This is a genomic window from Novipirellula herctigrandis, assembly GCA_007859835.1.
Taxonomy (GTDB): domain Bacteria; phylum Planctomycetota; class Planctomycetia; order Pirellulales; family Pirellulaceae; genus Novipirellula_A; species Novipirellula_A herctigrandis.
The window spans coordinates 4,078,248-4,103,011 of sequence record SJPJ01000001.1 but is presented as its reverse complement, the minus strand read 5'-3'; the positions used below and the strand labels follow the sequence as shown (position 1 = coordinate 4,103,011).

The window sequence follows — 24,764 nt, the reverse complement described above, 5'->3', positions numbered from 1 at the left end:
ATGGCTTTACCGACGAGCGGTATCAATCACTAATTGTGGCGATGTCGGCTTACGGTGTCGTTTGGCCAACCACGGTGTCCACTTGGGATTCGGGCTGCTGCGTGCCTCGTTTGGTGAAGAAATAGAAGAGGGACGCGATGCGATCCATCAGCATTTTTAAAGGCGTGCGACGAACATGGCCGTGCAAGTCGACTTGAATCATATCGTTGCCGGTCAATTCCACCGCTGTTAAATATCCACCGCCGAAACAGTAGGTGTCGATGCAGACCAGATGTCCGAGGTTCAATACGTCGCCGTGAGCTTGTGGAGTGTGGCCGACGTAGACCCGTTTGCCGCTGAAGTGCGGTGCCGGATAGGGGTAGTTTAAGTGGTTCCAATAACGGATCGAATCGTCTTGGCTCGGCATCGATTCGTCTGGCGAATAGGAGGCGTGAACAAAGATCGCTTCGTCAGTTTCGTAGTAGGCCCGCAGCGAACGAAAAAACGCCAAGTGTTTTTCGGGGATTTTCTCGATCGAACCGCCATAGCTGGCGATTGTTGTTTGGCCACCACTTTGGCTCCAAATCGCACTGTCGAGGCCTGCGGTGACTACCCCCATCAACATGATCTCGTGATTGCCGCGAAGGGCAACGACTCGGCAGCGCGAATGCAATGCGATCAATTGGTCGATCACATCCTTGCTGTCCGGCCCGCGATCGATGTAATCACCCAAGAAAATCAGTTCGTCGCCGCAAGTCGGATCGATTGTTTCAATCAGGGTCCGCAGCGCTTTGCTGCAACCGTGAATGTCACCAATCACAAACTTACGCATGCGGATTTCTCAGGTTTTCTGTTCGTGTTCGAATTTCGGCTTAGTTCATGTTCGGATCACCAAACCGAACACCGGGCGCCATGGATGTCAAAATGTCGTGACCGCATCGTTTGACCGCCGTTTCCCAAACGGTGTCGGCACTACCAAACAAGATATCTGAATCCGCGTTGCCTACTAACCACCCACCAACACGCAATTCTTCGTCCAATTGTCCCGGTCCCCACCCGCTGTAGTGAGCAACGTAGCGAACGTGGGCATCGCGACGGGTCAGCAAGATTCGCAAATGATCGTCATCGCCGGTAATCCAAGCAGGTGGATTGCCGAAGTCGATCGACATGCTTCCATACGGATCAGCGGGATGGTCATGAACGGTGAACTTTGGGCCGTCGCAATTGGATTGGCTCGGTGCGTCACTTTCATCGGAAAACGGGGGGCCAAAGTTCGTCTCTGTCGGTCCGCACGGCTCTCCAATCCCTGCTAAGTCATGGATTGCAAGCAGGGGGCCTTCGACTGGCCCGCCGCGATAGATGAAGTCATCCTCGCGGGGTTCGCCACCGGTGCTGGACAATTCAACCAGCTCTCGGAACCGTCGCTCGGTTGGGCGGTTGATTGCTAAGCCGAACGCTCCCTCAACATCATGGCGAATCATGAACACGACCGAACGAAGGAAATTGCCGTCGTTGAGGTAAGGCGATGCGATTAACAAATGTCCCGATGTGTTTCCGGGTCTAGCATCTTTTGCCATGTTGCCCCCCCTACAAAAAAAGGCGTGTTTGAAAGCTTTAGCCGGTTGCCCATTTGTCTTGCCAAAGACAGCCAGCCCACGATAATCCGACGCCGAAGCCTATTAGCATGTTAACCGAATCGGCGGAAAGTTCACCTCGATTTCGCAGACGATCGATCAAGATGGGCAATGTACACGATACCGTGTTACCGACATCGCTCAGTTCGATGGGAATCCGTTCTGGCGCGACACCCATGCGGTTAGCCAATTGGTCGAGCATTTTCCACGTTGCTTGGTGCATCAGATAGCGGTGGATTCGCGAATCGTCTAAACCATTTTCTTCCAAAATTTCGTTGATTAAACGCGGCACCGCTTCGACAGTAAAGTTAATCAAGCTCGGCCCATCCATGTACAAACGACTTTTCCATCGTTTTCGGTGGCGAGGTTTGATGGCATCCTCGGTGGGGCGGCTGCCGCCATCCCCGACGATCAGCATGTCACCGCCACTGCCGTCGCTGCCGAATTGGAAGCCCCACAAGCTTTTTTCGTTTTCGGCCGTGACCAGAGTGGCTGCGGCGGCGTCACCGAAAATAGTCCGCAAACTACGATCGTCGGGGTCAATGTATTTGCTGTAGGTTTCCGCTGTTAGCAACAAGATTTTCTTGGCAGCACGACTTTGGATTAGCCCATCGGCCATCGCCAATCCATAAACAAAACCGCTACATCCAAGGTTAAAATCGAGGGCACCGCATCGTTTTGGCAATCCGAGCCGATCGTGGATCAAGCAGCTAGTCGTCGGGAGCGGGTAATCGGGAGTTTGGGTGCAGAGCAGAACAAAGTCGATTTCGCTGCGGTCGATCGATTGTGACTGAAAAAGCTGCTCCGCTGCGGCGACCGCCAAATCGCTTGCGGTTTCCGACGGTTCGGCAATGTGACGCTGGCGAATCCCCGTTTTTTCCGCAATCAGATCCAAATCCCACCTGGGATATTTTGCTTGCAACGCGTCATTCGTCTCCACTCGCGACGGTAAATGAATGGCGATCGGACCAAGTTGAGCGTGCGGCACGAGAGAATCCATGGATGGCCGAGAATGAGGGGATAGAAATCAGCTTTGAGAATAACCACAACATCCGTTGCGGGGGAGTGGGGAAAACGGCAGATCGAAAATGCCAATTCCATCGAAAATGCCAGATCCGAAGTCCCGCCGGATTGGCTCCTTGGATTGGACTGTATCGATTCCATCAATTTCTTTTGCAGACATGCCTTGCAAACTTTTTTCGCTCGGTATAATCTCTCGCTTTACGAAGCATTTGCGGCTGTAGCTCAGTTGGCAGAGCACAACGTTGCCAACGTTGTTGTCGTGGGTTCGAATCCCATCAGCCGCTTTTTCATTCTCTTCTCAACCGTCATGCTGGCGATTCCTGACGCGAGTCCCCCATTTTCAAACCATGGGACCGCAGGTTAAACTGTCGGACTTGCATTCCCATGAAACTCGGGATCGATCGCCGTTGGTCGGTTGGTCATATTTTCCCGATTCTCCCTGCTCCACGATCAAGCTGAAAGACGAGAGGCCTTAAGAAGGATGTCCACCTCCACTGAGCCCGAAGCGACGCAAGTCCCCGAAGAAAAGAAACCCATTCAGCTCGAGGCCAAGGTCGAAAGCCCTAGTGCGTGCGTGCGTGAAGTGATCGTGACGATCCCCCACGCCGAGGTCGAGCGTTATTTGAAAGAGGCCTACGACGAAATCGTTCCAGAGGCGAGTGTCGCTGGTTTCCGTGCTGGACGAGCGCCGCGGAAATTGGTCGAAAAACAATTCAAAGACCGAGTTCGCGATCAAGTCAAGGGTTCCTTGCTAATGGATTCGCTCGCCCAAGTCAGTGAGAAGGAAGACTTTTCGGCGATTGGTGAACCTGAATTCGATTTTGAATCAATTGAATTGCCCGAAGAAGAAGGTGACTTTAAGTATCAATTTAGCGTTGAAGTCCGTCCCGATTTCGAGACGCCAACTTGGAAGGAGCTTGAGCTTACCAAGCCAGTCGAAGAAATCAGTGACGACGATGTTCAAGCCTCGCTCGAACGTGTCCTCAGCCGATACGCCACTGTGGAAGCGACAGACGAACCGGCTGAACTTGGCGACAAATTGGTCGTCGATATCCAGTTCAAGGGCGACGCAAAACTTCTTTCCAAACTCGAAGAAGAGCGAATCACCTTCAGCTCTCGTTTGAGCCTTTCCGACGGCGTGATCGAAGAATTCGGCACGCTGATGAAGGATGTAAGTGAAGGCGAAACTCGTTCCGGCAAAGTCAAAATCGGCGAAGGTGTTGCCGATGAAGCACTCCGCGGAAAAGAAATTGATGCTGAGATTCACGTGGTCGAAGTGTTAAAGAGCGAATTGCCAAAGTTGACCGAATCGTTCCTCGAAGAGTTGGGCGATTTTGAGTCCGAAGACGAGCTGCGAAGTTTCGTCCGTGATTCGCTGGTCCGCCAAGCCGATTACCGTGTACAGCAAGTTTTGCGTGAAGCGGTTGTCGAAAAATTGGCTGGTAATGCCGACTTTGAACTGCCCGAATCCTTGGTGCAACGCCAAACGCAACGCGAATTGCAGCGGAAGGTGCTGGAACTGAGAAGCAGCGGATTTGATGAAGACAATATTCGTCGCTTCGTGAACGCTTCACGTCAAAATGCGAAAGCGTCAACCGAAGCATCGCTTCGCGAACATTTTATTCTCGAGAAGATCGCAGAAGAAGAAAATGTCGATGCGGAAGCAGCGGATTACGATGTCGAAATCGCAAACATCGCCCAACAAAGCGATGTGCCGGAACGAAAAATCCGTGCTCGGCTAGAAAAGAGCGGCCAAATGGACGCAGTTCGAAATCAAATCGTCGAACGCAAGGTGATCGAGATGATTGTCGAATCTGCGAAGATCACCGAAGAGAAGGTCGACAAGCCAGCCGACGAAGCGAACGCAGAATTTGCGGTTTACCACAACGTGCTTCCGACTCGCGATGAAAACGCGATTCCTGAAGCAAAGTACGAAGACAATACGCCGAAGTCGGCTGAGAAGGAAGACGAGAAGGAATAGTCGTCCCGAACGTCTCCGTTGAACGATCTTTGTTGATCCACTCCAAAAGTCTGCATGCGTTAACGCGTGCAGGCTTTTTTGCTTGATGTAGGCCAATGGCCCTGGCATTGCAGCGCTTGTATGGGGCTGAGCCTACGGTGATCCCACCGTCAACGATAATCCCCACGTCAATGATGAAAATACTCTCAGCGGCGGCCGAGCATGCGATGTGCATTGTCGATGGGAAACATCCCTGACATTGCTTTGCCTAAAGCCCCTGTGTTGCCTGTCTTTGCGGGCCGGGTTTGTCGTTTGCATTTTTCTTAGCAAAAAACGTTTTGTCGTAAGTCCACTGGCAAAAGCAGCTTATTGATGTGCCCATTTTCGCAAGTCGGGAAAGCCAGCCTGGATTGCCAAGTTGCCCCCTTTCGCCAAAGTGGATGAAGCTGCGACTCTTATTGGATCGTTGGTCGGCGTGGGGTGTGAACTCCAAGCGGATCTCGCTTTTCAGCTATTCAAACATGCGAAGTCAAAGGAGAAATCGATGCTTCGATTCACATCATTGACCGTGGGTGCGGTTATCGCTCTTAGCGGAGTTTTTGTTGGAGAGTTGCCAGCTCAAAATATCGTTGTGGCGTCCAACCAATTTGTTTGTCCGAAGTGTGGAAAAATTCATTCGTCCAGTGGAGTAACGCAAAATGGGGCTGCGGTGATGCAGGCTTCGGCAATCAGCCCAATTTCGTCTGTGCCTAGGGCGTCCTACTCGTCTACGATAGTTCCACCCTCGGGAGTGCAATCCGGTGGCGGAGTCTCGAATGTCCTTTCAGCGCTGAATGCTCAGCGTGCTCGCAGCGGCATTGGTGCCCTCCGATCCGATCCGGCGTTGCAGGCGGTGGCTCGGCAGCGTGCGTCATTGATGGCGGCGAAGGGCATCAAGGGCCATCCGCCAGGATCGTTTTCCCCGGGGCGTTACGAAGGCGTTGGATGGTCTAGTTCCTACTCACCCGCGGGAGTGTCGGCTTGCTTCACGAACGATTCGCGTATGATCGCCGCCGGTGCCGCCATGGCTACTGGGCGAGATGGTGTCTATTTCTGCGTCGTCTATCGGTAGGCGGTTGGCAAATCGTGGATCTCATAAAGCCGCAGGGATTGCGGCTATTCTTGCTACTGGTTTTTGTCGCGACGTTTGTAGCATTATCATCGCCGACCGACTCGGCCGAACCTCTGGCAATCAGTGAGTCGCAAGCGCGCGATTCGGTCCAGTGGCTTGCAACGATCGCGATGCGAGAAGTGCCGCGTAAGTATCAAGGCGACAAGGATTGGGGTGAAACGAAACAAGTTTGGGCAGGCGTCCGTACGCGTCTCGATGGGTTTAAAATCAAAACCCACCGTCGCTATCGTGAACTTGAGCATGGTCGATGGATCCAATATGAGATCCAATTGCCGCCCGTAAACTCACCAACGGCAGCGAAGACGGTTGTCCACGCAGTCACTCGCTCGGAGGAAGACCGTTGGAAGATTGCTTCGACAACGGAAACGCCGCTCACGTTCACTGCACGTATCCAGAGATGGAACTACGGCGTGAAATGGTATAGCGTCACTGTTTCGGGTAGGCTCACGGTAAGTCTCCGGCTCGGATCGAGCATTGGATTTGCGGCCGACTATTTAGAGGTTCCGCCAGCGCTGGTCATCGACCCGAAAGTCGAGACGGCGGAGTTATCACTTGTCCGTTTTGAAGTGGATCGCGTCAGCCATATCGGTGGCGATGCCGCAGAAGCATGGGGCGAAGTGATGCAAGAAGTGATCGTGGAACGCTTTGTTAACAAACAGAACGTTCGAATCGTTTCAAAGTTAAACAAGGCGATTGGCAAAAACCGCGACGATTTGCGTTTTTCGTGGTCGGGGTTCTTTTCGCAGGTCTTGGCCGCTCCGTAGCGACATTGGTTGATTCGCAGCGAGTGGCAGACATTGCTAGCAAAGACTTTTGGCATTGCTTTGTGCTTCTTTGATTTGATACCGGCGACCTTCGTTATTGGCATTAGATCGATCATCCATCGCTGTCATTGTCTCCCGTGCAACCGGCCACTGCTGACCAACCGTTCGTTTTTTCTCCTTCGGGCGCGGGCCCAGGATTAAACGCTGCGCCAGCCCCGGATCCGCTCGTCGTCGATACGCGTCGCGAGATTGCCGATATTGTTCGCGAAATCGCCTCGGCGGTTCGAAGCGATTGTTCCCGAAGTCAATTCTTGAGTCGATTGGCCGACCGTGTCTTGCGCGCGATGGCCGCCGAAGGGGTTGTGATTTGGCAAGTCGATCCAGCGGGCGAAATCCCCTTTTCTGTGGCTCACCGAATTGGAAGAACGACCGACCGATCGATTTTGGCCCAATCCCAATCCACTCACTATCAAATGTTGGCAGAGGTCGTCGCGGGTGGACAACCCGTCGTGGTTCCATCGACACCGGATGCCGTTGACCCAACGGCTGCGGCCAATCCGGCGGCAGTTCCGGCGGCGGTCGTTCCGATTCATAGTGACCCGCTTTCAGCGCGAGCATCGTATGTCTTGGAAGTGTTCCTTGAATCGGATTGCGGCGTGGCAACTCAGCGAGGCTACTTGCGATTTGTCGCGCAAATGGCTGACTTAGCGGGCGAGTTTCTGCGTAACGACCAACTAAGGGAATTGCATCGAAAACACAGAATTGCCCAACAAGTCGATACTTTTTTGGCCACACTTCACACGCTCTCGACAACACATAAGATTGAAGCCTACGTGGTCGATTCGGTCGCTGACTTATTCGGCCTTGATCGAGTGGGGATGTGCTACGTTCGAGACAGCGATGTAAGGTTGGTTGCGGTCAGTCATTGCAACGTGATTGACCGGCACGGCATCGGAGCAAAGCAAATTGAATCGGTCGCGGACGAGCATTTTAGGCCGAGCAGTTGCGAGATTTTCGAATACAGTTCGGAGTCGGGCGATTCCGATTCTCTCATTCCAATCACGGTTGCCTCTTCGGATGAGCATGAGGGCGTTTGTATCGTTGGCCTTGGGAACGAGCATAGCCAACTGGAAACTGATTTGATCACGGAACCTTTGCAGCGGATTGCCTATCACGTCGGATTAGCGATTCGCCACCGACGGAGTATTGAGGCGATTCCTGGCGGCCGAGCGATGGTAGCTATGGCCAACCAGCTAAACGGCTCGGCACGTCGACGTTGGCATGGTCCGCTCATTACGGTCGCCTTGATGACGATCGTTCTTGTCATTGCATTGTTTCCCGTTCCGATGGTGGTCACATCCCCGGCGGCGCTGCGTCCCGCCAACGTGCAAATGCTGTTCGCTCCGCGTAGCGCCGTGGTCGATGCGATTCATGTTTCGCATGGCGAGTCGGTTCATCAGGGACAGAAACTGCTGACGATGAGCGATCCTGAATTGGAACAACAAATCACCTCGCTCGTCGGACGCCGCGCCGTGCTAACGCAAAAGCAAGCCGCCTTTACGACTGCACTTGTTGATGCCGCATCGTATCGTACCGACCGCAGCGAGCAATTGCAGGGTGAACGAAGTTTGTTGGCAGAAGAGTTGCAAACGATCGATGACCAGCTAGCAGTTTTGAAGCGTGTGCAAGATTCCTTGGAATTAAGGGCTTCGTGTGACGGCGTGGTTGATGCTTGGCAAATCGAACGTCGGATGCTTGGACGTCCGGCCAACCGCGGCGATGCACTGCTTGAAGTGATCGCAAAGGAGACTACGTGGTTAGTTGACGCTCGCGTGCCTCTTGCTCGAATTGAGTCGGTGCGCCAGGCAGCTAAATTGAAATCGCTTCGTGTGGCGGCGGTTATCGAAGGGACCGATGGCGAAAGTTTACCAGCGTCAATCGATTCAATCGGACCTGCGCTACGAACGTCCACAGAGGCAAGCGATTCCAAAGCTGTCGTGCTGAGACTCGATTCATTCGTTAGTGAGTCCGGTTCGATTGACTCGCTTGACGATTCGGGCCCGGTTTCGGGAGCACCCGTGCGAGTATTGTTTCGCTGTGAATCGTCGCCGTTGGTGAGTGTTCTGTTCCATGATGCGATTGACTCGGTTTACTCGATGGCAGGACTTTACTTCTCCACGGGCTCTTCCAATGACTTTTCTGACTCATCCACCGAGGGCATTCATCATGACAACCAATAGTCGGCGATTGCAATGGCATGGTGTCGCCATCGTGTTGATAAGTTTCGCTGTGCCTGTTCAAGCCCAGCAAGAGAAGTCGATTGAGGTGACTGATTGCGTGGTTCGGTTCGCGGATGAAGTTGACGTCCCGAGCATGGTGTCGGGCCGCGTGTCGGAAGTCGCGATTCAATTAAACCAATCCGTTGAACAGGGTGAGTTGATTGCCCGTTTGGATGACCGTTCGCAAAAAATTCGCCGTCGCGCGTTGGGCCTGCGACTCGAACATGCGCGTAGCGAAGCCAATGATGATGTGGAGTTGCGTTACGCTGAAACCGCTTTGGCGGAAGCCAAGGCAGAACTCGATTCTAATCGATCTATTTACGATGACGTTAGTGGAGCGGTTCCACTGTCGCACATCCGCAGGTTGCGGTTGGCAGTCGAGCGTGGGGAGTTGGAAGTCGCTCAGGCAAAGAAGCGGCGTTTGGAAAACAATATGGAAGTGCAGCTTCGCGAAGCTGACCTTTCAATGCTTGACGATGAAATTGCGAACCTGCAAATTGCGAGCCCTCTGTCGGGAGCCGTGATCGAAGTGAGTCGTTCGGCGGGCGAGTGGATTGAAAAGGGGCACCCGATCGCTACGGTCGCACGGTTGGATCGCTTGCACGTGCATGCACTTCTTCGAGAGGACCACTTGTCACCAAGTTTATGCAAAACGTTGCCGGTCAGTGTCCATTGGACCGACGCGGTTAGCGGATCCGAGCGTGTGCTACGAGGGACCGTAATGTCAGTTGACCCACAAATGTTACCGGGTGGAAGGTTTCGAATGCATGCAGAAATCGTCAATCGTCGTGATGGTGATTCGTCGAATTGGATGCTGCTGCCCGGCACCACGGTTCGTATGAAGGTTTACGTCAGTGAGGCGGCGATGCAAAACGCTCGCTCGCAAGGCCAATCGCGCGTCAATCACTACTAAAGGGTCGATGTGAACGAAGCAGCGATCTCCAACGAAAGAGCACCTCGCTTTTTGCGGCGTGATCTCCGCACGAATCGAATCGACGGTGATCGTCGCGTCTATCGAATGGTGATTGACGAGGTCAGTGGTCGTTTTTCGCGGATTACCGAAAACGCATGGCAACGAATATGCCAAGCGGATTGCGACAACCAGCCCAGCGAAGCATTGCTCCACCAAGCCCGCGCGGCTGGTTGGACTCGCGAGCGGTTCGAGGCACCGCCCGTTCGGTTCTCTCCTCTTGCGATTCGCGTGCCTTTGGGCAGCATTGATTGGGTCGCAAAACGACTAGCGAGAGTGAGCGGTGTTTTGTTTTCACCCACGGCCATTGTTGGTTGGGCCCTTTTGATATCGGTTGCCATGATCTTGGTTCTGACTCGATTGAGTGAATCGATGGCTGGGATCCGATTGTTGCCGACCTATTTGAAAAACGCGAACCCGTTCTGGATCGCAGCGACGTTTTTGTTGACCAAACTCATTCATGAGATGTCGCATGCGGTCATGTGCCGACGAATGGGGGCACGAAGCAAATCCGTGGGCCTCTTTCTCTTTTGCGGAATGCCATCTCCGTATTGCGATGTCACCGACGTGTGGCGGTTGCCATCATCGGTGCGACGAGCTGCTGTGATGTTGGCGGGCATCTACGTCGAGCTGATCATCGCAACCATCGCTACGTTGGTTTGGGTTGCCGCAAATGATCCGGTGACACGAATGGTTGCGATGAATTTGATGTTGGTTTGCGGTGTGAGTACGCTTGTGTTCAACGCCAATCCGTTGATGCGGTACGACGGTTACTACGTGCTGATGGATTTGCTTGGCAGTACCAACTTGAGACGCGAAGCAAGTGAATCATTCATGGCGACGGTAATTGCACCGATTGCAGGAAACTGTTTTGGCAAGGCACGTCGGCGTGACCGCCGAGCAGTTGTCTTGTCAATTTACCATGCTTCTTCGATGGTCTATCGAGCATTGGTTTTAATGGCGATTGCCATGTTTATCGTCAATCTTTCTGCTGCGGTTCACATCGCTCTGTTGGGTGTTGCCTTAGTGATATTGATATCCATGATGTTGATGGCAAAGCAAACTAAAAACTACATAGGGTTGTTGAGAGGGAAGGGACCGTGGGCGAAAGTCCCCTTGCTGCGTCGCTTCACGATTGGTTCGCTGATCGCCGCTTTGGTGGCAATGATCTTGTTTGTCCCGCTTCCTCGGTATCGAGAAGTCAGCGGTGTCGTGGACGTTGCTGAAGCAACCAGCGTCTTCTTGCCCACAGGGAGTCAAATCGAAAAGGTGGAAGCGGAGTTTGGACACTGGGTTGAACAGGGCGAATGGATGGCCACGTTGAATGGCGAGATCGAGCAAATCGAGATTTCTCGCTTGCAAGGCGAAGTCCGACTAGCCCGATTGCGAAGCGAGCTTGCCCGCCGTGATTCTCTTGATCGCCCCGAGGTTGCTGAGCAATGGACAACGCTTCACGCTGCCGAGCAATCGGTCGAGACGTTGCTGGACAAGGCGAGCGAGCGGCTTGAGCAAACGCGGGTGCGGGCTCCCGAGGCGGGTTTTGTCGTACCACCGAAGTCGCAAACAATTTCGGGTGACGCAAGCGTCAATGTTTGGCTTGCTAGTTCAGTCGGTTGTGTTGTTCACGCTGGTGGACGATGGAGCGAAGCTTGGTGCCGGATCGCAAAAAGAGAAAAGCGTGCAGCGGTGTTCCTGCTCGACGCGAAAGATCACCAATGGATTACAGTGGGGACGCCGATCCGCGTCGCGGTGGACCATGCGAACGATCAGGTAGTTGAATCGGAGGTTCAGGCAGTCTCCAAGATCGTTAGTGACGAAACTTCGGTGACGCGTGATGCTGTTTATCAAGTGATGTGCTTGTTGCCAGCAAGTGAGGAGCCGATCCTTCATTCGCTCGGGTGTCACTGTACGGGGGTGGTTCGTTTGCCGTCGCGAGCGTTTGGTGCCGATTTGGTGGACTGGCTAAGTGGGTTTGTCAGTGAGCGAATCTAAATCATCAAAGGGCTTCGCCGATAAGGGTTCAGGCGAAAAGCCAGCCCAGGCGGAGATGCCTGCGGTTGCTGATCGGACGCCCGTCAATAGTGTCGCTGGTCCACACTTCGCTTTGCTGCCGATCGACACGTTGCTTTCCCAGTGCGAGTTGCGCACTCAAACACGTAGTGGGCCCGGTGGTCAGCATCGCAATAAAACAAGTTCGGGCGTTTTTCTGACTCATCGCCCTACCGGAATCGTCGGGGAGGCGACCGAGCTTCGCAGCCAAGCCGGCAACCGTGCCGTTGCACTGGAGCGACTTAGGTACCGGTTGGCAATCGAGGTTCGAACCGTATCGGCCTTCGATCAGCCACCTGAAAGGATTGAAGCGGACGCGATCCAAGCAGGATTTCGTCACCGTTATCGCAAGCATCTAAATCGAATGAACGATAGCAATCCGGACAAACCCGCTATTTTGGCGCTGCTGTTGAATGACTTGCACGCCACGGGTGGTCAACCGAGTTTGGTGGCCAAGCAGTGGGGAGTCAGCACGACATCGGTCGTGAACTTAGTTCGATCCGTTCCACAAGCCTTTGCGACCGTTAACCGATTCCGTGCTCACCACGGTCGGTCCACCCTTCGGTGAGACTCGGCTCTGTTCGACTGGAAACGAAAAAACGGCGACATGCTGTTGGCACGCCGCCGTTTAGGATGATCAAATGATCGTTTTGAAAAACGCTTACTTGGCTCCGACGAGTTGTTGGCGTTTCTTGTTTTCGATGATTTCTTCTTGGACATTCGATGGAGTTTGGCGGTAGGTTGCCAATTCCATCGTGAAGGTTCCTTGTCCTTGCGTCATGCTGCGAAGGTCGGTTGCGTAGCCAAAGGTTTCCGCAAGGGGGACTTCCGCTTTGATGACACTGTTGCCTTCAAGGATGTCGTTGCTGGTCATGATTCCACGACGACGAATTACGTCACCAACAACCGTTCCTTGGAACGATTCGGGGCATTCGATTTCGACGTTCATGATTGGTTCAAGCAGCTTCGGATCGGCTTTTTTGAAGTACTCTCGGAAACAACCGGTTGCTGCGGTGTAGAACGCTTTTTCCGACGAGTCGACTTCGTGGTAAGTTCCGTCGAGCAGCTGGATCTTGGTGCCGACCACGGGGAATTCTGCGATCGGACCCTTCTTGAGGCTGTCTCGGAAGCCCTTTTCCACAGCCGGGATGTACTGTTTGGGAATGCGGCCGCCGGTGACCTTGTCTTCGAATTCGAAGCTGTCTTCGCTGTCCGAGGCGATCGGCATGAGTGCACCCTTGATATGAGCGAATTGCCCGCTACCACCGGTTTGCTTCTTGTGCTTGTAATCGAACTCGACCGTTTTGGTCGGGCTTTCGCGGTAGCTAACCTTTGGCGCACCTGCTTCGATTTCCACGCCGTATTCACGGCGGATTCGTTCAATGTAGACGTCCAGGTGAAGCTCACCCATTCCGCTGATCAGAATTTCGTTCGTTTCTTCGTCGGTTTCGACTCGGAAGGTTGGGTCCTCTTTACGGAAACGTTGCAGGGCTTTGCCCAACTTGTCACCATCGGAGCGTGTCTTCGGCGAAATTGCGATCTTAATTACGGGTTCAGGGACAAACATCGATTCGAGCGTGCAGAAATCACGCGATGCGGCATAAGTATCACCACTGGCAGAATCGATCCCCATCACGGCGATAATGTCACCCGCCGATGCGACATCGATTTCCTCACGTTTGTCGCTGTGCATTCTTACGATGCGGCTGAATCGTTCCGAGCGACTCGTACGTTGATTAACGTAGGTTTCGCCCTTCTTGATTTGACCTTGGTAAACTCGCATAAAGGTCAATTGGCCGAACGGGTCATCAACGATCTTGAACGCCATGCCGACGAAGGGTCGGGCAAAGTCAGGGCGCAAATCGATGTTTTGGTTTTCGTCCGAAGGGTTCTTGCCGCGAATTTCGCGGTCAAGCGGGCTCGGCAAATACCGGATTACAGCGTCAAGCAGAGGTTGAACGCCTTTGTTCTTGTAGGCTGTTCCCATGTAGACCGGGGTTGCCCCTCCAAGAACCGCATCACGAGTGACTTTGTATATCAATTCCTTCGGTACTTCTTCTTCACTGAGCAGAAGTTCCATCATTTCGTCGCTGTACATTGACAACGCTTCAAGCATTTGGCCGTGTGCTTCCTCGACCTCGTCCTTGATGTCTTCAGGAATCGGAGCATCAACAACTATCTCGCCTTCTTCACCTTCGTGCAGATAGGCTTTCATTTCGATCAAGTCGACAACGCCTTGGAAGTTTTCTTCCTTGCCGATCGGATACTGCATCATGAACGCTTCGGCGCCGAGCTTTTCGCGAAGTTGCTGAACAACGCGGAAAGGGTTCGCACCGGTGCGGTCCATCTTGTTGATGAATGCCACGCGAGGAATGCCGTAACGTTTCATTTGGCGATCAACGGTGATCGATTGGCTTTGCACGCCACCGACGCTGCAAAGGACCAATACCGCACCATCGAGAACACGCAGTGATCGTTCCACTTCGACGGTAAAGTCAACGTGGCCGGGCGTATCGATCAGGTTGATCGGATGGCCTTTCCACTCGACGCTGGTAGCAGCCGAGGTGATCGTGATCCCTCGTTCTTTTTCCAATTCCATGTGGTCCATGGTCGCGCCGTCACCGCCACCGCGAACTTCTTCAATTTTATGAATCCGTCCGGTGTAGAACAGAATCCGCTCACTGAGGGTAGTTTTACCCGAGTCGATGTGGGCACTGATTCCGATGTTTCTGAGTTTCTCCAGCTTCATTTATCTTCTACCTAGGCAATGCGCACGATGATTACGATTCGTTTGTCGAATCTTCATTTGTTCAGGGACATGATCTACAAATCACATCACGTTCAGACAGGACCTGAAAAAACGGATCGCGGCCTTTTGACGTTCACGTATCTAACGAGTTGGGGGCCGCACCGATCGCTATCGGGGACAGCGAGCTAATGTGGATTCCCCGCGGGGAGCGAACCGGTCGACAATCTTCTTTACGCGAGTGGTAAACGCTCGCTGGCTTCTTTACGCGAGTGGTAAACGCTCGCTGGCCGTCGATCGAGACACACAACAACCGCAAGGGGTGATTTGCACCGATCGCGGTCATAGAGGCTATTGAAGTCACTACGATTCGCAGTTTGCTTTCTGACGCGCAGAATGCGATTGGAAAATATGGCAAAGGTTGGCAGGCAGCGAAAGGGCAAATTGCCTGGGAAATCCCCTTGCGGACATCTTTTCTTGCCGGCATACTGGCGTGCTTCCATTTTAGGCGAGTCGGCGAACACGTATAGAGTCGCCGGCCAGATTTGTTGTTGCGGGAAATTTTTGCCCTTAATCTTGCCCGCTAGACAATAGAGCAGACCGTTCGCCCCCTTTTTTGAATACCAGAGCACCGAATGCCACCACGTCCAATGAGCACGCGAAGCCGTGCCCGCAAGCGATCACGAGTTCGTACCCGTACCAAAAGAAAAGATCCAATCTTCGTCGATGGCCAGCGTCCGCGGCCGATGTACGTTGATTACAAGGACATTGAATTGCTGAAAAAGATGGTCAATCGCCAAGGTCGGATCGCCGGTCGCCGTAAAAGTGGTTGCACCGCAGCGAGCCAGCATGCTGTTTCGGCCGCTGTCAAGCGAGCTCGCTTTATGGCTCTGATGCCTTACGTCGGCGAATAAGAGCCGCAAGTCATTCGAAGGAATTGAAGGCAGGTCCCGCAGTTGGGTCTGCCTTTTTTTCGTGCTCACTTTGTTGAGTTTACGTGAATATCCTCAAATGCTTGACTTGGGCTGCGGGCCTGAATGCGAGCCTGGGGTTGGGGTCTGGGCCGCAGTTTGGGGGCTGAACGCAAGTGTTCCAGTGATCGTTAGGTTGAGTCGGGGATTCGGCGGATCCGGATATTTCAATGCTTGCCGTCCTGGGATGATGCTTGCCGTCCGGGGATGATGCTTGCCGTCCTGGGGTATAGGATGCAGGCATAGGATTTTTGTCAGGCAAATGAAGGAAATGGGAAGTTGATGTTCCGTACCCAGCGTCGAATTGAATTTCGGGACACCGATGCGGCAGGTATTGCCCATTTTTCGGTCTTTTTTCCAATGATGGAAGTCGCTGAGCACGACTTGATTCGCTCGCTCGGGCTGTCTGTTTTGTCGGAAGCAACACGCGATCGTGAAAATAGAGGGGGCGACAATCCAGGGCCGCAGGTCACTTGGCCGCGTGTTGCCGCGACATGTGATTACCAGTCTGTCGCTCGTTTTGAAGACTTGCTGAACATTGACGTGACCGTCTTGAAGCTGGGCAGCAGCAGTGTTCAGTATGGGTTTCGGTTCACTCGAAGCGACGAATCCGCATCGAGTCGAGGGGGATCGCGTCCAGGGCCGCTAGACGCATCGGCCGATCGGGAAATCTCGGTCGCAACGGGGACTTTGACCGCCGTATGCTGTGAACTTCTCCCCCAAGGCGTGTTGCAAAAGACTTCGATCCCAGAATCTGTCCGCAACTTACTCGCCAAGCACCTCTCCAAGCAAACCTTTTCGGCCGACCCCGCGTAGTAACGCGGTCTAGCGAGGCAGCGCGAGCCTATTCGTGTTCTTGGAAACGCCCTCGATGGACGTGTTTTACCGCCATGATCTCAGGTTTTTTGCTCTAAGTCCCCCCGTTCGGATTTAGGTCCCTGTTCTCGATTTGCAGTCCCAATTTACCGTTCATTTCTGAAGGCCGGCTCGACATGACATCCTGCGTTGACTCCGCACTTGCCCAATTCGCTCACATCGGGCTCACTGATATCGGGTTTGGTTCTTTCGAGCATGCCCCACAAGTTGGTTTGATTGTTGGGCAAGTTGCCCAGTGGCTTCCGACATGGGTAACACCTGTATGGGTGCTTTCAGTCGGGCTTCTGCTAGGGCTTTTGCTCTCGGTCGCCGTCTATGGTTTGCTGTCGCTTCTTTCGTTTGTTCCGCCGCTTGGTCATTTAGCGGACAATTCCAAAGTTGGCATTACCGCTTCGCTGATCCTTGGCGGACTCTTTTCCGTGGGGCTTTGTTCGGCGTATGTGCCTCTTGGTGGTGAGTATTCGAGCTCGCTATTCATGCCACTGATCTGCATGGGCCTCATTTTGGGTTTCGCGGTTGTTTTCGGAATGTGGCATCGGACTCGGGCGGAATGGCGAGATATGTTGAGCGAGGGCGTGGTCCCTTACTTGTTGGCGACCGCAGGTGTTTTTGCCGTGTTTGGACTTGCCTGCACCCCGCTGGTTGACGAACGTGCTGGGATTTTGGATTCCGTCCAAGCGGTAAACCTTGTTGGTGATGGGACCAAGGTTGTTACGGTTTCAATTCCCGCGACGCCGGAAATTGCAGGTGAGGATTCACCGTTCCATGTTGCCAATATCGACTACCAATTGAGGAATGTTTCTGAGTTAACGATCGAAAGCGACCGAACGATCATGCTCGGCGACGCCGAAGATCCCGCTGGCTTTAACCGTACACCCGTGCGTGTCAACGAAGGGGAGTCGTTGGTGTTCCGGTATGAAGACCGTGACGTTCCACCAGTCCCTTCGGACCCAACTCGGCTGCATATCCAAAACCGTGAAATTGACCCCGCGACGGTCGTCTTCACTTTCAAGAACCAGCCGCTCGTCCCCGAGGCAAGTTCGATTGTTTGGGTGGCTGGGGCGTTTTTCTTGTTGATCAGTTCATTGGTGGTTTTTCGGCAAGCGGCACCGCGAGTCTGGGCATTGGCGCTATCGACAGCAAAGAACGAAATGGCCCAGCCGCTCTATTTGCTTTTGTTGTCGATTGGTCTGTTTGGGATTTTGCTTTTCGGGATCGTTCCCTTCAACACGCTCGGTGACGATATCCGGCTCCTGAAGGATTCCGGGGTGACTCTGATCATGGTGCTTGGAATGATCCAGGCGGTTTGGAGTGCGGGGACGAGCGTGAGTGATGAAATTGAAGGAAGAACCGCGCTGACGGTTTTAAGTAAGCCGGTTAGTCGACGAGCGTTTATTTTGGGCAAGTACGCTGGGATTATGTTGTCGGTACTGGTCTTGTTTGTAATCTTGTCGGCTGTGTTGACGGTGGTGATTAGCTACAAGCCGATCTTCGAAGCGAGAGAGAACAGCCAAGGGGCGCCGGTATGGCAAGAAGGTCATCATGAGATCATGACGACGCTCCCGGTGATCGGCTTGTACTTCATGGAGACGATGGCGATTGGGGCTTTGGCGGTAGCGTTTGCCACTCGATTGCCGCTGCTCGCAAACTTCATTACCTGTTTTGTGATTTACGTCATTGGTAACTTGACATCGCCATTGGTGGCATCGGCGCGAGACAACAATGAATTGGTCGGTTTCGTGGGCAAATTGATAGCGGTGATCATTCCGAACTTAAATGTTTTCAACGTCCAATCGGCGCTTGACGCCGGCAATCCGATTCCGGCGATCTATTTAGCAGGTGCATTTAACTACCTAGTTTGCTTTGCGTTTGCGATTTGGATGTTAGCCATGTTGCTATTCGAAGACCGCGACTTGGCGTAGTGCGGTGCGACCACAAGCGAAGCAAACGAAACGTACGCAATCCCAGTTAGCGCTCGGATCGTGTCATGGTAACATCGATTACATCGATAACGGATGTAGTGGAAGTCTTGACAGGGCCACTTCTAGGTCACGACTCGATCCCGTGATGGCGTTCAGCTGATGTGCCCGTGTTGTTGGGGTGTTGTCATCGGGGCGGTCGTCGCGACGGAAATGCGATTCTCCTAAGCAAAAGTCTCGTGTTCGTTATGCAGGCTGCTCGCGGTTTGGTGTAGAATCATGGTAGCTTTCGCTTGATTTTTCGGGCCACTTTTCGTGGCGGGGGCATTTTTTAGCGGATATTGACAGCAATGCGGCCCGCTTTGACGACACCATGAATTGCTAACGACGACTTGCTAACTACGATGATTTGCCGACGAGATATTTGCCATGAGTAGACTTGCCGCACCGCGACGTGAATCGGAGGCGAGTGGTGTATGGACAACCAACGTCTGGACGCTTTTGGCAGGGCTTCTCGTTCCTGTCCTGATTGTTCTCGTTGGGTTGATTGCGACGCTTCTGAATTCCAGCGGTTTCAGTGCCTCTCATGTTCGCTTGGGTTCTTACTTAGCGGTCGATATTCCCGAGCAATTTGTGGCCCAACGGCCGTTGTTCCAATTGTTAGAGTTGGTGCTGATCTCCTTTGGTGTCGCTGTCCTCTTTTCATTTGCCATGTGGATGCAGCGGCGTCATGCCGATGCGCGAGCTCGAAGTGTGGTCAAGTCGCTGCATCTCAAAGTCTTGCGTCAGAGCTTGCGACGCGCCGAGGTCGAAGGTGCGGCGGCGCAGTACGTTCGTGCTGAGCAGTTAATTGGCGTCCACCTCCCGCTGGTTCAAGAGGGGTTGTCGATGTGGTATCGCGCAATTCCGCGAAGCGCGTTAATGTTGGTTGGTTGTGTTGTGGTTGCTTTGCTTGTCAATGTTTGGCTGGCGGTCCTGGCCGTGATTAGTGGAGTATTGCTGTGGCTGCTTTATCAGTGGCTGCGAACCAGCGAGGGCGACGAAGTGACTCAGTGGGAAGTGCCTCGGTCACGAAATCGGATGGCCGAAATTGTCGGTCAAGCTCCCCTGTTGGCTCGCCTGCGAACCCAAGGGTTAGCGGATCGTGCATTTGAAGCCGAGTTGGATTCGCTTTACCGAAATCTTGCGCTCGAGGAAACTCGCCATGGTCGTTTGTGGCCTGCCCTGTTTTTGGCCACGTCGGTTGCCGTTTCGATTCTTGTCCTGGGGCTTGGCGGTCACTTGTTGATGGGTGATAGCGGTTTGAGCGTTCCATCCGCGTTGGTTTTAGGTTTGGCCCTTGCCGCAGCAGTCGCCAGTGCCGGTCGGCTTTTCCGGTTGTCAAACCAATTGAAGGTCAGTGACGAGTCGTGCGATGCGATTTACTCGTACTTGCAGCGGAGTGCCGATGCGCCGGCCAGTGAGAATCGCGTCGGACTGGCAGGGCTTCGCGATTCGGTGAATATCGAAGATGTCACGCTGCAAGATTCCACAGGTAAAGCAATTCTGCGGAATTTGAGCTTAAAACTAAGCCCGCGCAGTATGGTGGCGCTGATGGGCACGGAGACCGTTTCGACGCGAGCATTGACGGAATTGATCATGGGGTTCGGTCGTCCGAACGAGGGGATGGTTTCGATCGATGGGATTCCGCTGCTTGATGTGCACCCGCAAGCACTTTCGCGAACCGTCATGTGGGTGGAGCCAGCAGGGCCGCTGTGGGATGGCACGATCGAAGAAAACGTGCGAGGTGGCGATCGAGGGATTAACAACAGTGATCTCGTGGAGACGCTTGAGCAGTTGGATATCTACGAGAGGCTACAGCGACTGCCCGAAGGCTTGAACACCTATGTCACGATCGGCGACACCCAATTGCATTCGGAATTGACGTATGCGATTGGAATCGCGCGGGCGATGCTTCAAAAGCCATCGGTGTTGATCGCGATGGAACCTCCCCCCCCAGCGGAACATTTGCCAGAGGATCCCTGCTTGGAATGCCTCAAGAAGCTTTCCGAATCAGGTACCCTGGTTGTGATGCTTCCCCGCAGGCTACAAACGCTTCGGTTGGCCGATCGGGTGGTGCTACTGAACGGTCCGAGATTGGCTGGCGAGGGCAAGCATGCAGAGCTATTGGCCAGCAGTGATTTGTATCGGCACTTGAATTACCTGCTTTTCAACCCGTATCGGCACCAACGGGCGGATTAGCCTCTTGCCAAAACGGCGGTTTCCAGGCAAACTCTCCGGCTTATCGAATTCGATGCGTGAACGACCGGTCTGTACTGTTACAGGCTTGGTGGACGTTTGTTTGCCTGTTATGGCCGAGTGTCCCAACCTGCGGATCACGCGAAAAGGTAGTTGGCTTGCTGAATTGAACAGCACGCCGGAATCATGACTGCCGCCTTCCCACTTGCTCGTGGCGTTGTACGACGACGCTACCAAAAGGAACCGATTTATGGCCCGTTATACTGGACCGAAAGCACGAATCAATCGTCGACTTGGCACTCTGATTTACGAAACTGCTGGTGCTGCCCGAGCCCTTGACCGCCGCAACACGCCTCCGGGGATGCACGTTCGCGGGCGCCGCCCGAGTAACTACGGGATGGCTTTGATGGAAAAGCAAAAGATCAAGCACTATTACGGCTTGGGCGAGCGTCAATTGCGTCGTTACTTCGATGCCGTTGGTCGCAAAACGGGTAACACCGCTGAATTGCTTCTGTTGATGTGTGAGCGTCGTTTGGACAACGTCGTTCGCCGCGTAGGTTTCACCAAAACACGCCCCCAAGCTCGTCAAGGGATCACCCACGGTCATTTTCGTGTCAACGGCGTGAAGGTGACGAAGCCAAGTTTTTTGCTCCGCCCCGGCGATATCGTCGAAGTGCGTGGTCGTGAAAATTTGAAGAATCTTTACCGAGGCGTTATCGCCAATGCGTCGCCCGACTCACTCGATTGGGTTACGTTCGATAGCGAAAACCTGCAAGCCACCGTGTTGGGGCTGCCTGGGCCAAGCGATATTAGCTTGCCAGTGGACGCGAACGCGGTTATCGAATTCCTGTCGCGTTAGGTTTTTGCTGTTACGTTGTACGTCAGTCGTTTCAGGCTGACAGAGCGTTGTTGGAGTTCCAGTCGCTGGGGCTGCTTTGAATGCGAGGCATTTGTTGCTTGCTCGGTCATTCTCGCCCCCCGATGGCGAACTCCGACGTAGGGCTAGGTATAGGTCTGGCTAGGCTAACTCTGGCTAGGCATAAGTCTTACGTGCTTTGTAAGAATCGTTTCTTTACCCACTTATAGCAATCTTCTCTGATGCACACTCCACTTGTTGTTCTTGGTGGTGGCCCTGGTGGCTACGCGGCCGCATTTCTTGCCGCCGACGAAGGTCTCGAAGTTACGATCGTTGAAGCCGAGCCGACTTTGGGTGGCACCTGTTTGCTGCGTGGGTGTATTCCCAGTAAGGCGCTTCTTCACGTCGCCAAGATCATCAGCGAAGTTGAAGAGCTGAAGCAAGATTGGGGCGTCGATTACGGGGAAAAACCGAACGTCAGTATCGACAAGGTACGTGCACGCAAGGACCAAGTGATCTCGACGCTCACCGGCGGTTTGGGCCAACTTGCGAAACGTCGCAACGTCACCATTATCCGGGCTCGTGGTTCCTTCCTCGATTCAACTACATTGAAACTTGAGGGCGATCACGAATCGATCCCAGAAGGTGGCCAGCTCACCTTCGATCATTGCATCTTGGCAACCGGCAGCGTCCCTGCGATGCCGCCAGTTTTTGACATCGGTTCGGATCGTGTAATGGACAGCACGGGGGCCTTGTCGCTTCCCGATATCCCAGAAAAATTGTTGATTATTGGTGGCGGTTACATTGGCTTGGAAATGCTGAATGTCTACGCCGGTTTTGGCACCCAATGTACGGTGGTCGAAATGGCGGATCGGCTTTTGCCAGGAGCCGACGAAGACTTGGTCAAACCACTTGCCAAGCGGATCGACAAGCTTTGCGATGGTCGCGTTCTTGTGGGAACCAAGGTTGGCTCGCTTACCGAAGTGGACAACCAAATCGAAGTCACATTCGAAGGGCCGAACCATTTTGGTCACGATCGATTTGACCGCGTTCTCGTCAGCATCGGACGTCGCCCGGTCACAAAGGGATTGGGCCTAGAAAACACAAAAGTGCTTGTGACCGATCGCGGGTTCGTTGAGTGTGATTCTCAGCAGCGAACGGCGGATACTCATGTTTTTGCGATTGGTGATGTTGCCGGTGATCCGATGTTGGCTCACAAAGCGACTCACGAAGGACGCGTCGCAGCCGAAGTGATCGCCGGTAAGGCGAGCGTGTTTGACAAGATTGCCATTCCTGCGGTCGTCTTTACCGATCCGGAAATTGCCTGGGCAGGGCTGACCGAAACGGATGCGAAAAAGGAAGGCCGTAGCTATCAGGTCGAAGCTTATCCATGGGCAGCCAGCGGGCGCGCCCAAGCACTTGGCATTACCGACGGATTGACCAAATGGTTAGTGGATCCCGAAACGCATCGGGTGATTGGATGCGGAATCGTTGGTACTGGCGCAGGCGAGTTGATCGCCGAAGCGGTGTTGGCGATTGAAATGGGATGTGAAATGCATGACATCACCGACAGTGTCCATCCGCATCCGACGCTCAGCGAAACGCTAATGAACGCCGGTGAAGTATACTTCGGCACGGCGACCGAGATATTCAAGCCACGAAAGAAAACGACTCGATCCAACTAAGGATGGAATCTTCTTTTGGTTGGGCTCCGCAGTTTGTCGGCCTGCTTTGGCGAACGATCATGCTGCCCCACGCCGAAGGCCTTCTTGATTGTCTTGTCCTTTGGATTGAACCATTTGTCCAATCCAATTGGCGGCTTTGGCGGTGGCTCCACCACCTGCGTGCTCGCGACACAGGTCCTCGATTTGGTGTACTGCTTGGCGATAGTAGAATTCGTCTTGTAAAAACGCCGTCGTGGAATCAGTGAAGAAATCGATTGCCGGTTCCGGCGAACCAACCGAGACAAACTCGGGAAAGACTTTGCGGTCGGTCATCAAGTTTGGCAAAGTGATCGAATCGGTTTGGACTACCATTTTCGCGAATGCATACAGCAAGCGTCCCACGCGGTAAGCAACGGATGCCGGCGTTCGGCGGGCCATCAATTCGAGACTCACCGAGCCGCTAACCATCATTGCACAGCGAGATGCTTCGATGATCTCACTGGTTCGATCCACATAAAATTCGATCGGCAGTTTCGCATCGTCACTCGTCAATTGTTCGCGGCACCACAAGCAATGTCGATCGCGATAGGCAGCAACCAAGAACTTCGCTTGCGGTTGAGTCACGCACAGACGCCGAATGGATTCAAGCATCACGGGCCAAGTTCGATGGACTTCGTGAGTACGTGAGCCAGGCAATACGGCGACAAGTTGTTGCCCGGCGTTTGTTGCCTGAGAAAATCGTGAAAGCAAGTGAGTATCCAATTGGGAATCAGCGACCGCGTCAAAGAACGGGTGGCCGACGTAGGTGCTTGGGACGCCATGCCGGGTAAAAAATTCCTGTTCCACTGGAAGCACGGCCAAGACGTGATCGATCAGGCGTCGCATCTTTCGCACGCGCCATCCCCCCCACGCCCACAATTGGGGTGGGCAATAGTAATAGACCGGAATCCCATAGCGTTTGGCTCGTTTGGCAATATGCCAATTGAATCCGGGGAAATCGACCAGCACGACGGCGTCAATGTTGCCTGATTGGAATACTCGCTCGGCTTGATCGGCAAAGCGAAAAAAGTCGCGTAGTTTGGGGAGTACTTCAAGCAGTCCGACGACAGCATGTTGGGTCAAATCGAGGTGCAAGTCGCAGCCAGCGGACTGCATTGCGGGTCCGCCAAACCCAACCGTATCGATCTCGGGGTAGTCGCGATCAAGATGCTTAATCAGGCGGGCAGCATGTTGGTCGCCACTAGGCTCGCCGACAGAGAAGAAAACGCGTTTGGTCATGGCAACGCTTTTCGCAGTGCGTGAAGGGAGAGATGGAAATGCAGAACCTCAACCTTCTAACTACTCGATTGATTGCGGATGGGTCAATGCAGGTGTTCTGCAGCATGGTTTTTTGGGTCGCAACCGACCATCCAAGAATGTTGCTAGCGTCGCCCAAGGAAGTTCGACGTGCCTTCAAAGCCTGTGTTTTGTTGGGCAGGGCCGCGAGTTGGGCAGGGCCGCGAGTTGAGCAGGGCAGCTGAACAGGTGTGATAGCAAAAAAAAACGACCCGATCAGGGGAAATCCCCCGACCGGGTCGTTTGGGTCACGTCTGAAAGGTTTCAGTGGACTACATAAGCATATTTCAGCGAACGTAGCTTGCACTGGCCTGAATGACGCGACGCTTG

The 24,764-nt window shown here is 53.6% G+C and carries 18 protein-coding genes and 1 tRNA gene; 14 read left to right on the top strand and 5 right to left on the bottom strand.

Annotated elements, in window-relative coordinates:
• Nucleotides 1–49: 49 nt before the first annotated feature.
• Genes CA13_RS15235 through CA13_RS15225 form a run of 3 tightly spaced genes read right to left on the bottom strand, consistent with a single transcriptional unit; the run spans nucleotide 50 to nucleotide 2,601 of the window.
• Nucleotides 50–811: a metallophosphoesterase family protein gene (locus CA13_RS15235; protein WP_146398011.1), complete on the bottom strand. Its 762-nt coding sequence runs from the start codon at nucleotides 809–811 to the stop codon at nucleotides 50–52.
• A gap of 40 nt (nucleotides 812–851) precedes the next feature.
• Nucleotides 852–1,556, bottom strand: coding sequence for a YqgE/AlgH family protein (locus tag CA13_RS15230; protein ID WP_146398009.1), 705 nt, complete (start codon nucleotides 1,554–1,556; stop codon nucleotides 852–854).
• A 37-nt stretch (nucleotides 1,557–1,593) separates the two neighbouring features.
• Entirely contained in the window at nucleotides 1,594–2,601 is a 1,008-nt protein-coding gene (locus CA13_RS15225) for a ketoacyl-ACP synthase III (RefSeq protein WP_146403679.1), read from the bottom strand.
• Nucleotides 2,602–2,847: 246 nt separating this feature from the next.
• Here CA13_RS15225 and CA13_RS15220 point away from each other — a divergent pair.
• From CA13_RS15220 to CA13_RS15185, 8 genes are all read left to right on the top strand, one after another.
• A tRNA-Gly gene (locus CA13_RS15220) sits at nucleotides 2,848–2,920 on the top strand.
• Nucleotides 2,921–3,117: 197 nt separating this feature from the next.
• Nucleotides 3,118–4,617 carry a trigger factor gene (tig, locus tag CA13_RS15215; protein WP_146398007.1) on the top strand — a complete coding sequence of 500 codons (1,500 nt, stop codon included), beginning with the start codon at nucleotides 3,118–3,120 and terminating at the stop codon, nucleotides 4,615–4,617.
• Nucleotides 4,618–5,140: 523 nt separating this feature from the next.
• A complete protein-coding gene (locus CA13_RS35235) occupies nucleotides 5,141–5,707 on the top strand; it encodes a CAP domain-containing protein (RefSeq protein WP_419194390.1) in 567 nt (188 codons plus the stop codon).
• A 14-nt stretch (nucleotides 5,708–5,721) separates the two neighbouring features.
• Nucleotides 5,722–6,531: a hypothetical protein gene (locus CA13_RS15205; protein WP_146398005.1), complete on the top strand. Its 810-nt coding sequence runs from the start codon at nucleotides 5,722–5,724 to the stop codon at nucleotides 6,529–6,531.
• Nucleotides 6,532–6,668: 137 nt separating this feature from the next.
• On the top strand, nucleotides 6,669–8,771 hold the full coding sequence (locus CA13_RS15200) for an efflux RND transporter periplasmic adaptor subunit (RefSeq protein ID WP_146398003.1): 2,103 nt from the start codon (nucleotides 6,669–6,671) through the stop codon (nucleotides 8,769–8,771).
• Nucleotides 8,758–9,723 carry an efflux RND transporter periplasmic adaptor subunit gene (locus tag CA13_RS15195; RefSeq protein ID WP_419194389.1) on the top strand — a complete coding sequence of 322 codons (966 nt, stop codon included), beginning with the start codon at nucleotides 8,758–8,760 and terminating at the stop codon, nucleotides 9,721–9,723. Before CA13_RS15200 ends, CA13_RS15195 begins: the two co-directional genes overlap by 14 nt.
• Before the next feature lie 9 nt (nucleotides 9,724–9,732).
• Nucleotides 9,733–11,772, top strand: coding sequence for a site-2 protease family protein (locus CA13_RS15190; RefSeq protein WP_146397999.1), 2,040 nt, complete (start codon nucleotides 9,733–9,735; stop codon nucleotides 11,770–11,772).
• The gene (locus CA13_RS15185) at nucleotides 11,759–12,397 is read left to right on the top strand and encodes a peptide chain release factor family protein (protein WP_419194388.1); all 639 of its coding nucleotides are present in this window, start codon (nucleotides 11,759–11,761) and stop codon (nucleotides 12,395–12,397) included. Before CA13_RS15190 ends, CA13_RS15185 begins: the two co-directional genes overlap by 14 nt.
• Nucleotides 12,398–12,490: 93 nt before the next feature.
• Here CA13_RS15185 and fusA read toward each other — a convergent pair whose 3' ends face one another.
• Entirely contained in the window at nucleotides 12,491–14,578 is a 2,088-nt protein-coding gene (fusA, locus tag CA13_RS15180; RefSeq protein ID WP_146397998.1) for an elongation factor G, read from the bottom strand.
• Between the two features lie 632 nt (nucleotides 14,579–15,210).
• On the opposite strand from fusA, the gene rpsR reads away from it, so the two are divergent.
• The 6 genes from rpsR (at nucleotide 15,211) to lpdA (ending at nucleotide 23,120) form a co-directional block, all read left to right on the top strand.
• The gene (rpsR, locus tag CA13_RS15175) at nucleotides 15,211–15,489 is read left to right on the top strand and encodes a 30S ribosomal protein S18 (protein ID WP_231615850.1); all 279 of its coding nucleotides are present in this window, start codon (nucleotides 15,211–15,213) and stop codon (nucleotides 15,487–15,489) included.
• 339 nt (nucleotides 15,490–15,828) lie between these two features.
• Nucleotides 15,829–16,362, top strand: a complete 534-nt coding sequence (locus CA13_RS15170) for an acyl-CoA thioesterase (RefSeq protein WP_146397996.1) — start codon at nucleotides 15,829–15,831, stop codon at nucleotides 16,360–16,362.
• 176 nt (nucleotides 16,363–16,538) lie between these two features.
• Entirely contained in the window at nucleotides 16,539–18,344 is a 1,806-nt protein-coding gene (locus CA13_RS15165; protein WP_419194387.1) for an ABC transporter permease, read from the top strand.
• Between the two features lie 426 nt (nucleotides 18,345–18,770).
• The gene (locus CA13_RS15160; protein ID WP_146397994.1) at nucleotides 18,771–20,582 is read left to right on the top strand and encodes an ATP-binding cassette domain-containing protein; all 1,812 of its coding nucleotides are present in this window, start codon (nucleotides 18,771–18,773) and stop codon (nucleotides 20,580–20,582) included.
• A gap of 247 nt (nucleotides 20,583–20,829) precedes the next feature.
• Entirely contained in the window at nucleotides 20,830–21,438 is a 609-nt protein-coding gene (gene rpsD, locus CA13_RS15155) for a 30S ribosomal protein S4 (protein ID WP_146397992.1), read from the top strand.
• 239 nt (nucleotides 21,439–21,677) lie between these two features.
• Nucleotides 21,678–23,120: a dihydrolipoyl dehydrogenase gene (gene lpdA, locus CA13_RS15150; protein ID WP_146397990.1), complete on the top strand. Its 1,443-nt coding sequence runs from the start codon at nucleotides 21,678–21,680 to the stop codon at nucleotides 23,118–23,120.
• Between the two features lie 57 nt (nucleotides 23,121–23,177).
• Here lpdA and lpxB read toward each other — a convergent pair whose 3' ends face one another.
• Entirely contained in the window at nucleotides 23,178–24,377 is a 1,200-nt protein-coding gene (lpxB, locus tag CA13_RS15145) for a lipid-A-disaccharide synthase (protein WP_146397988.1), read from the bottom strand.
• Nucleotides 24,378–24,764: the final 387 nt, after the last annotated feature.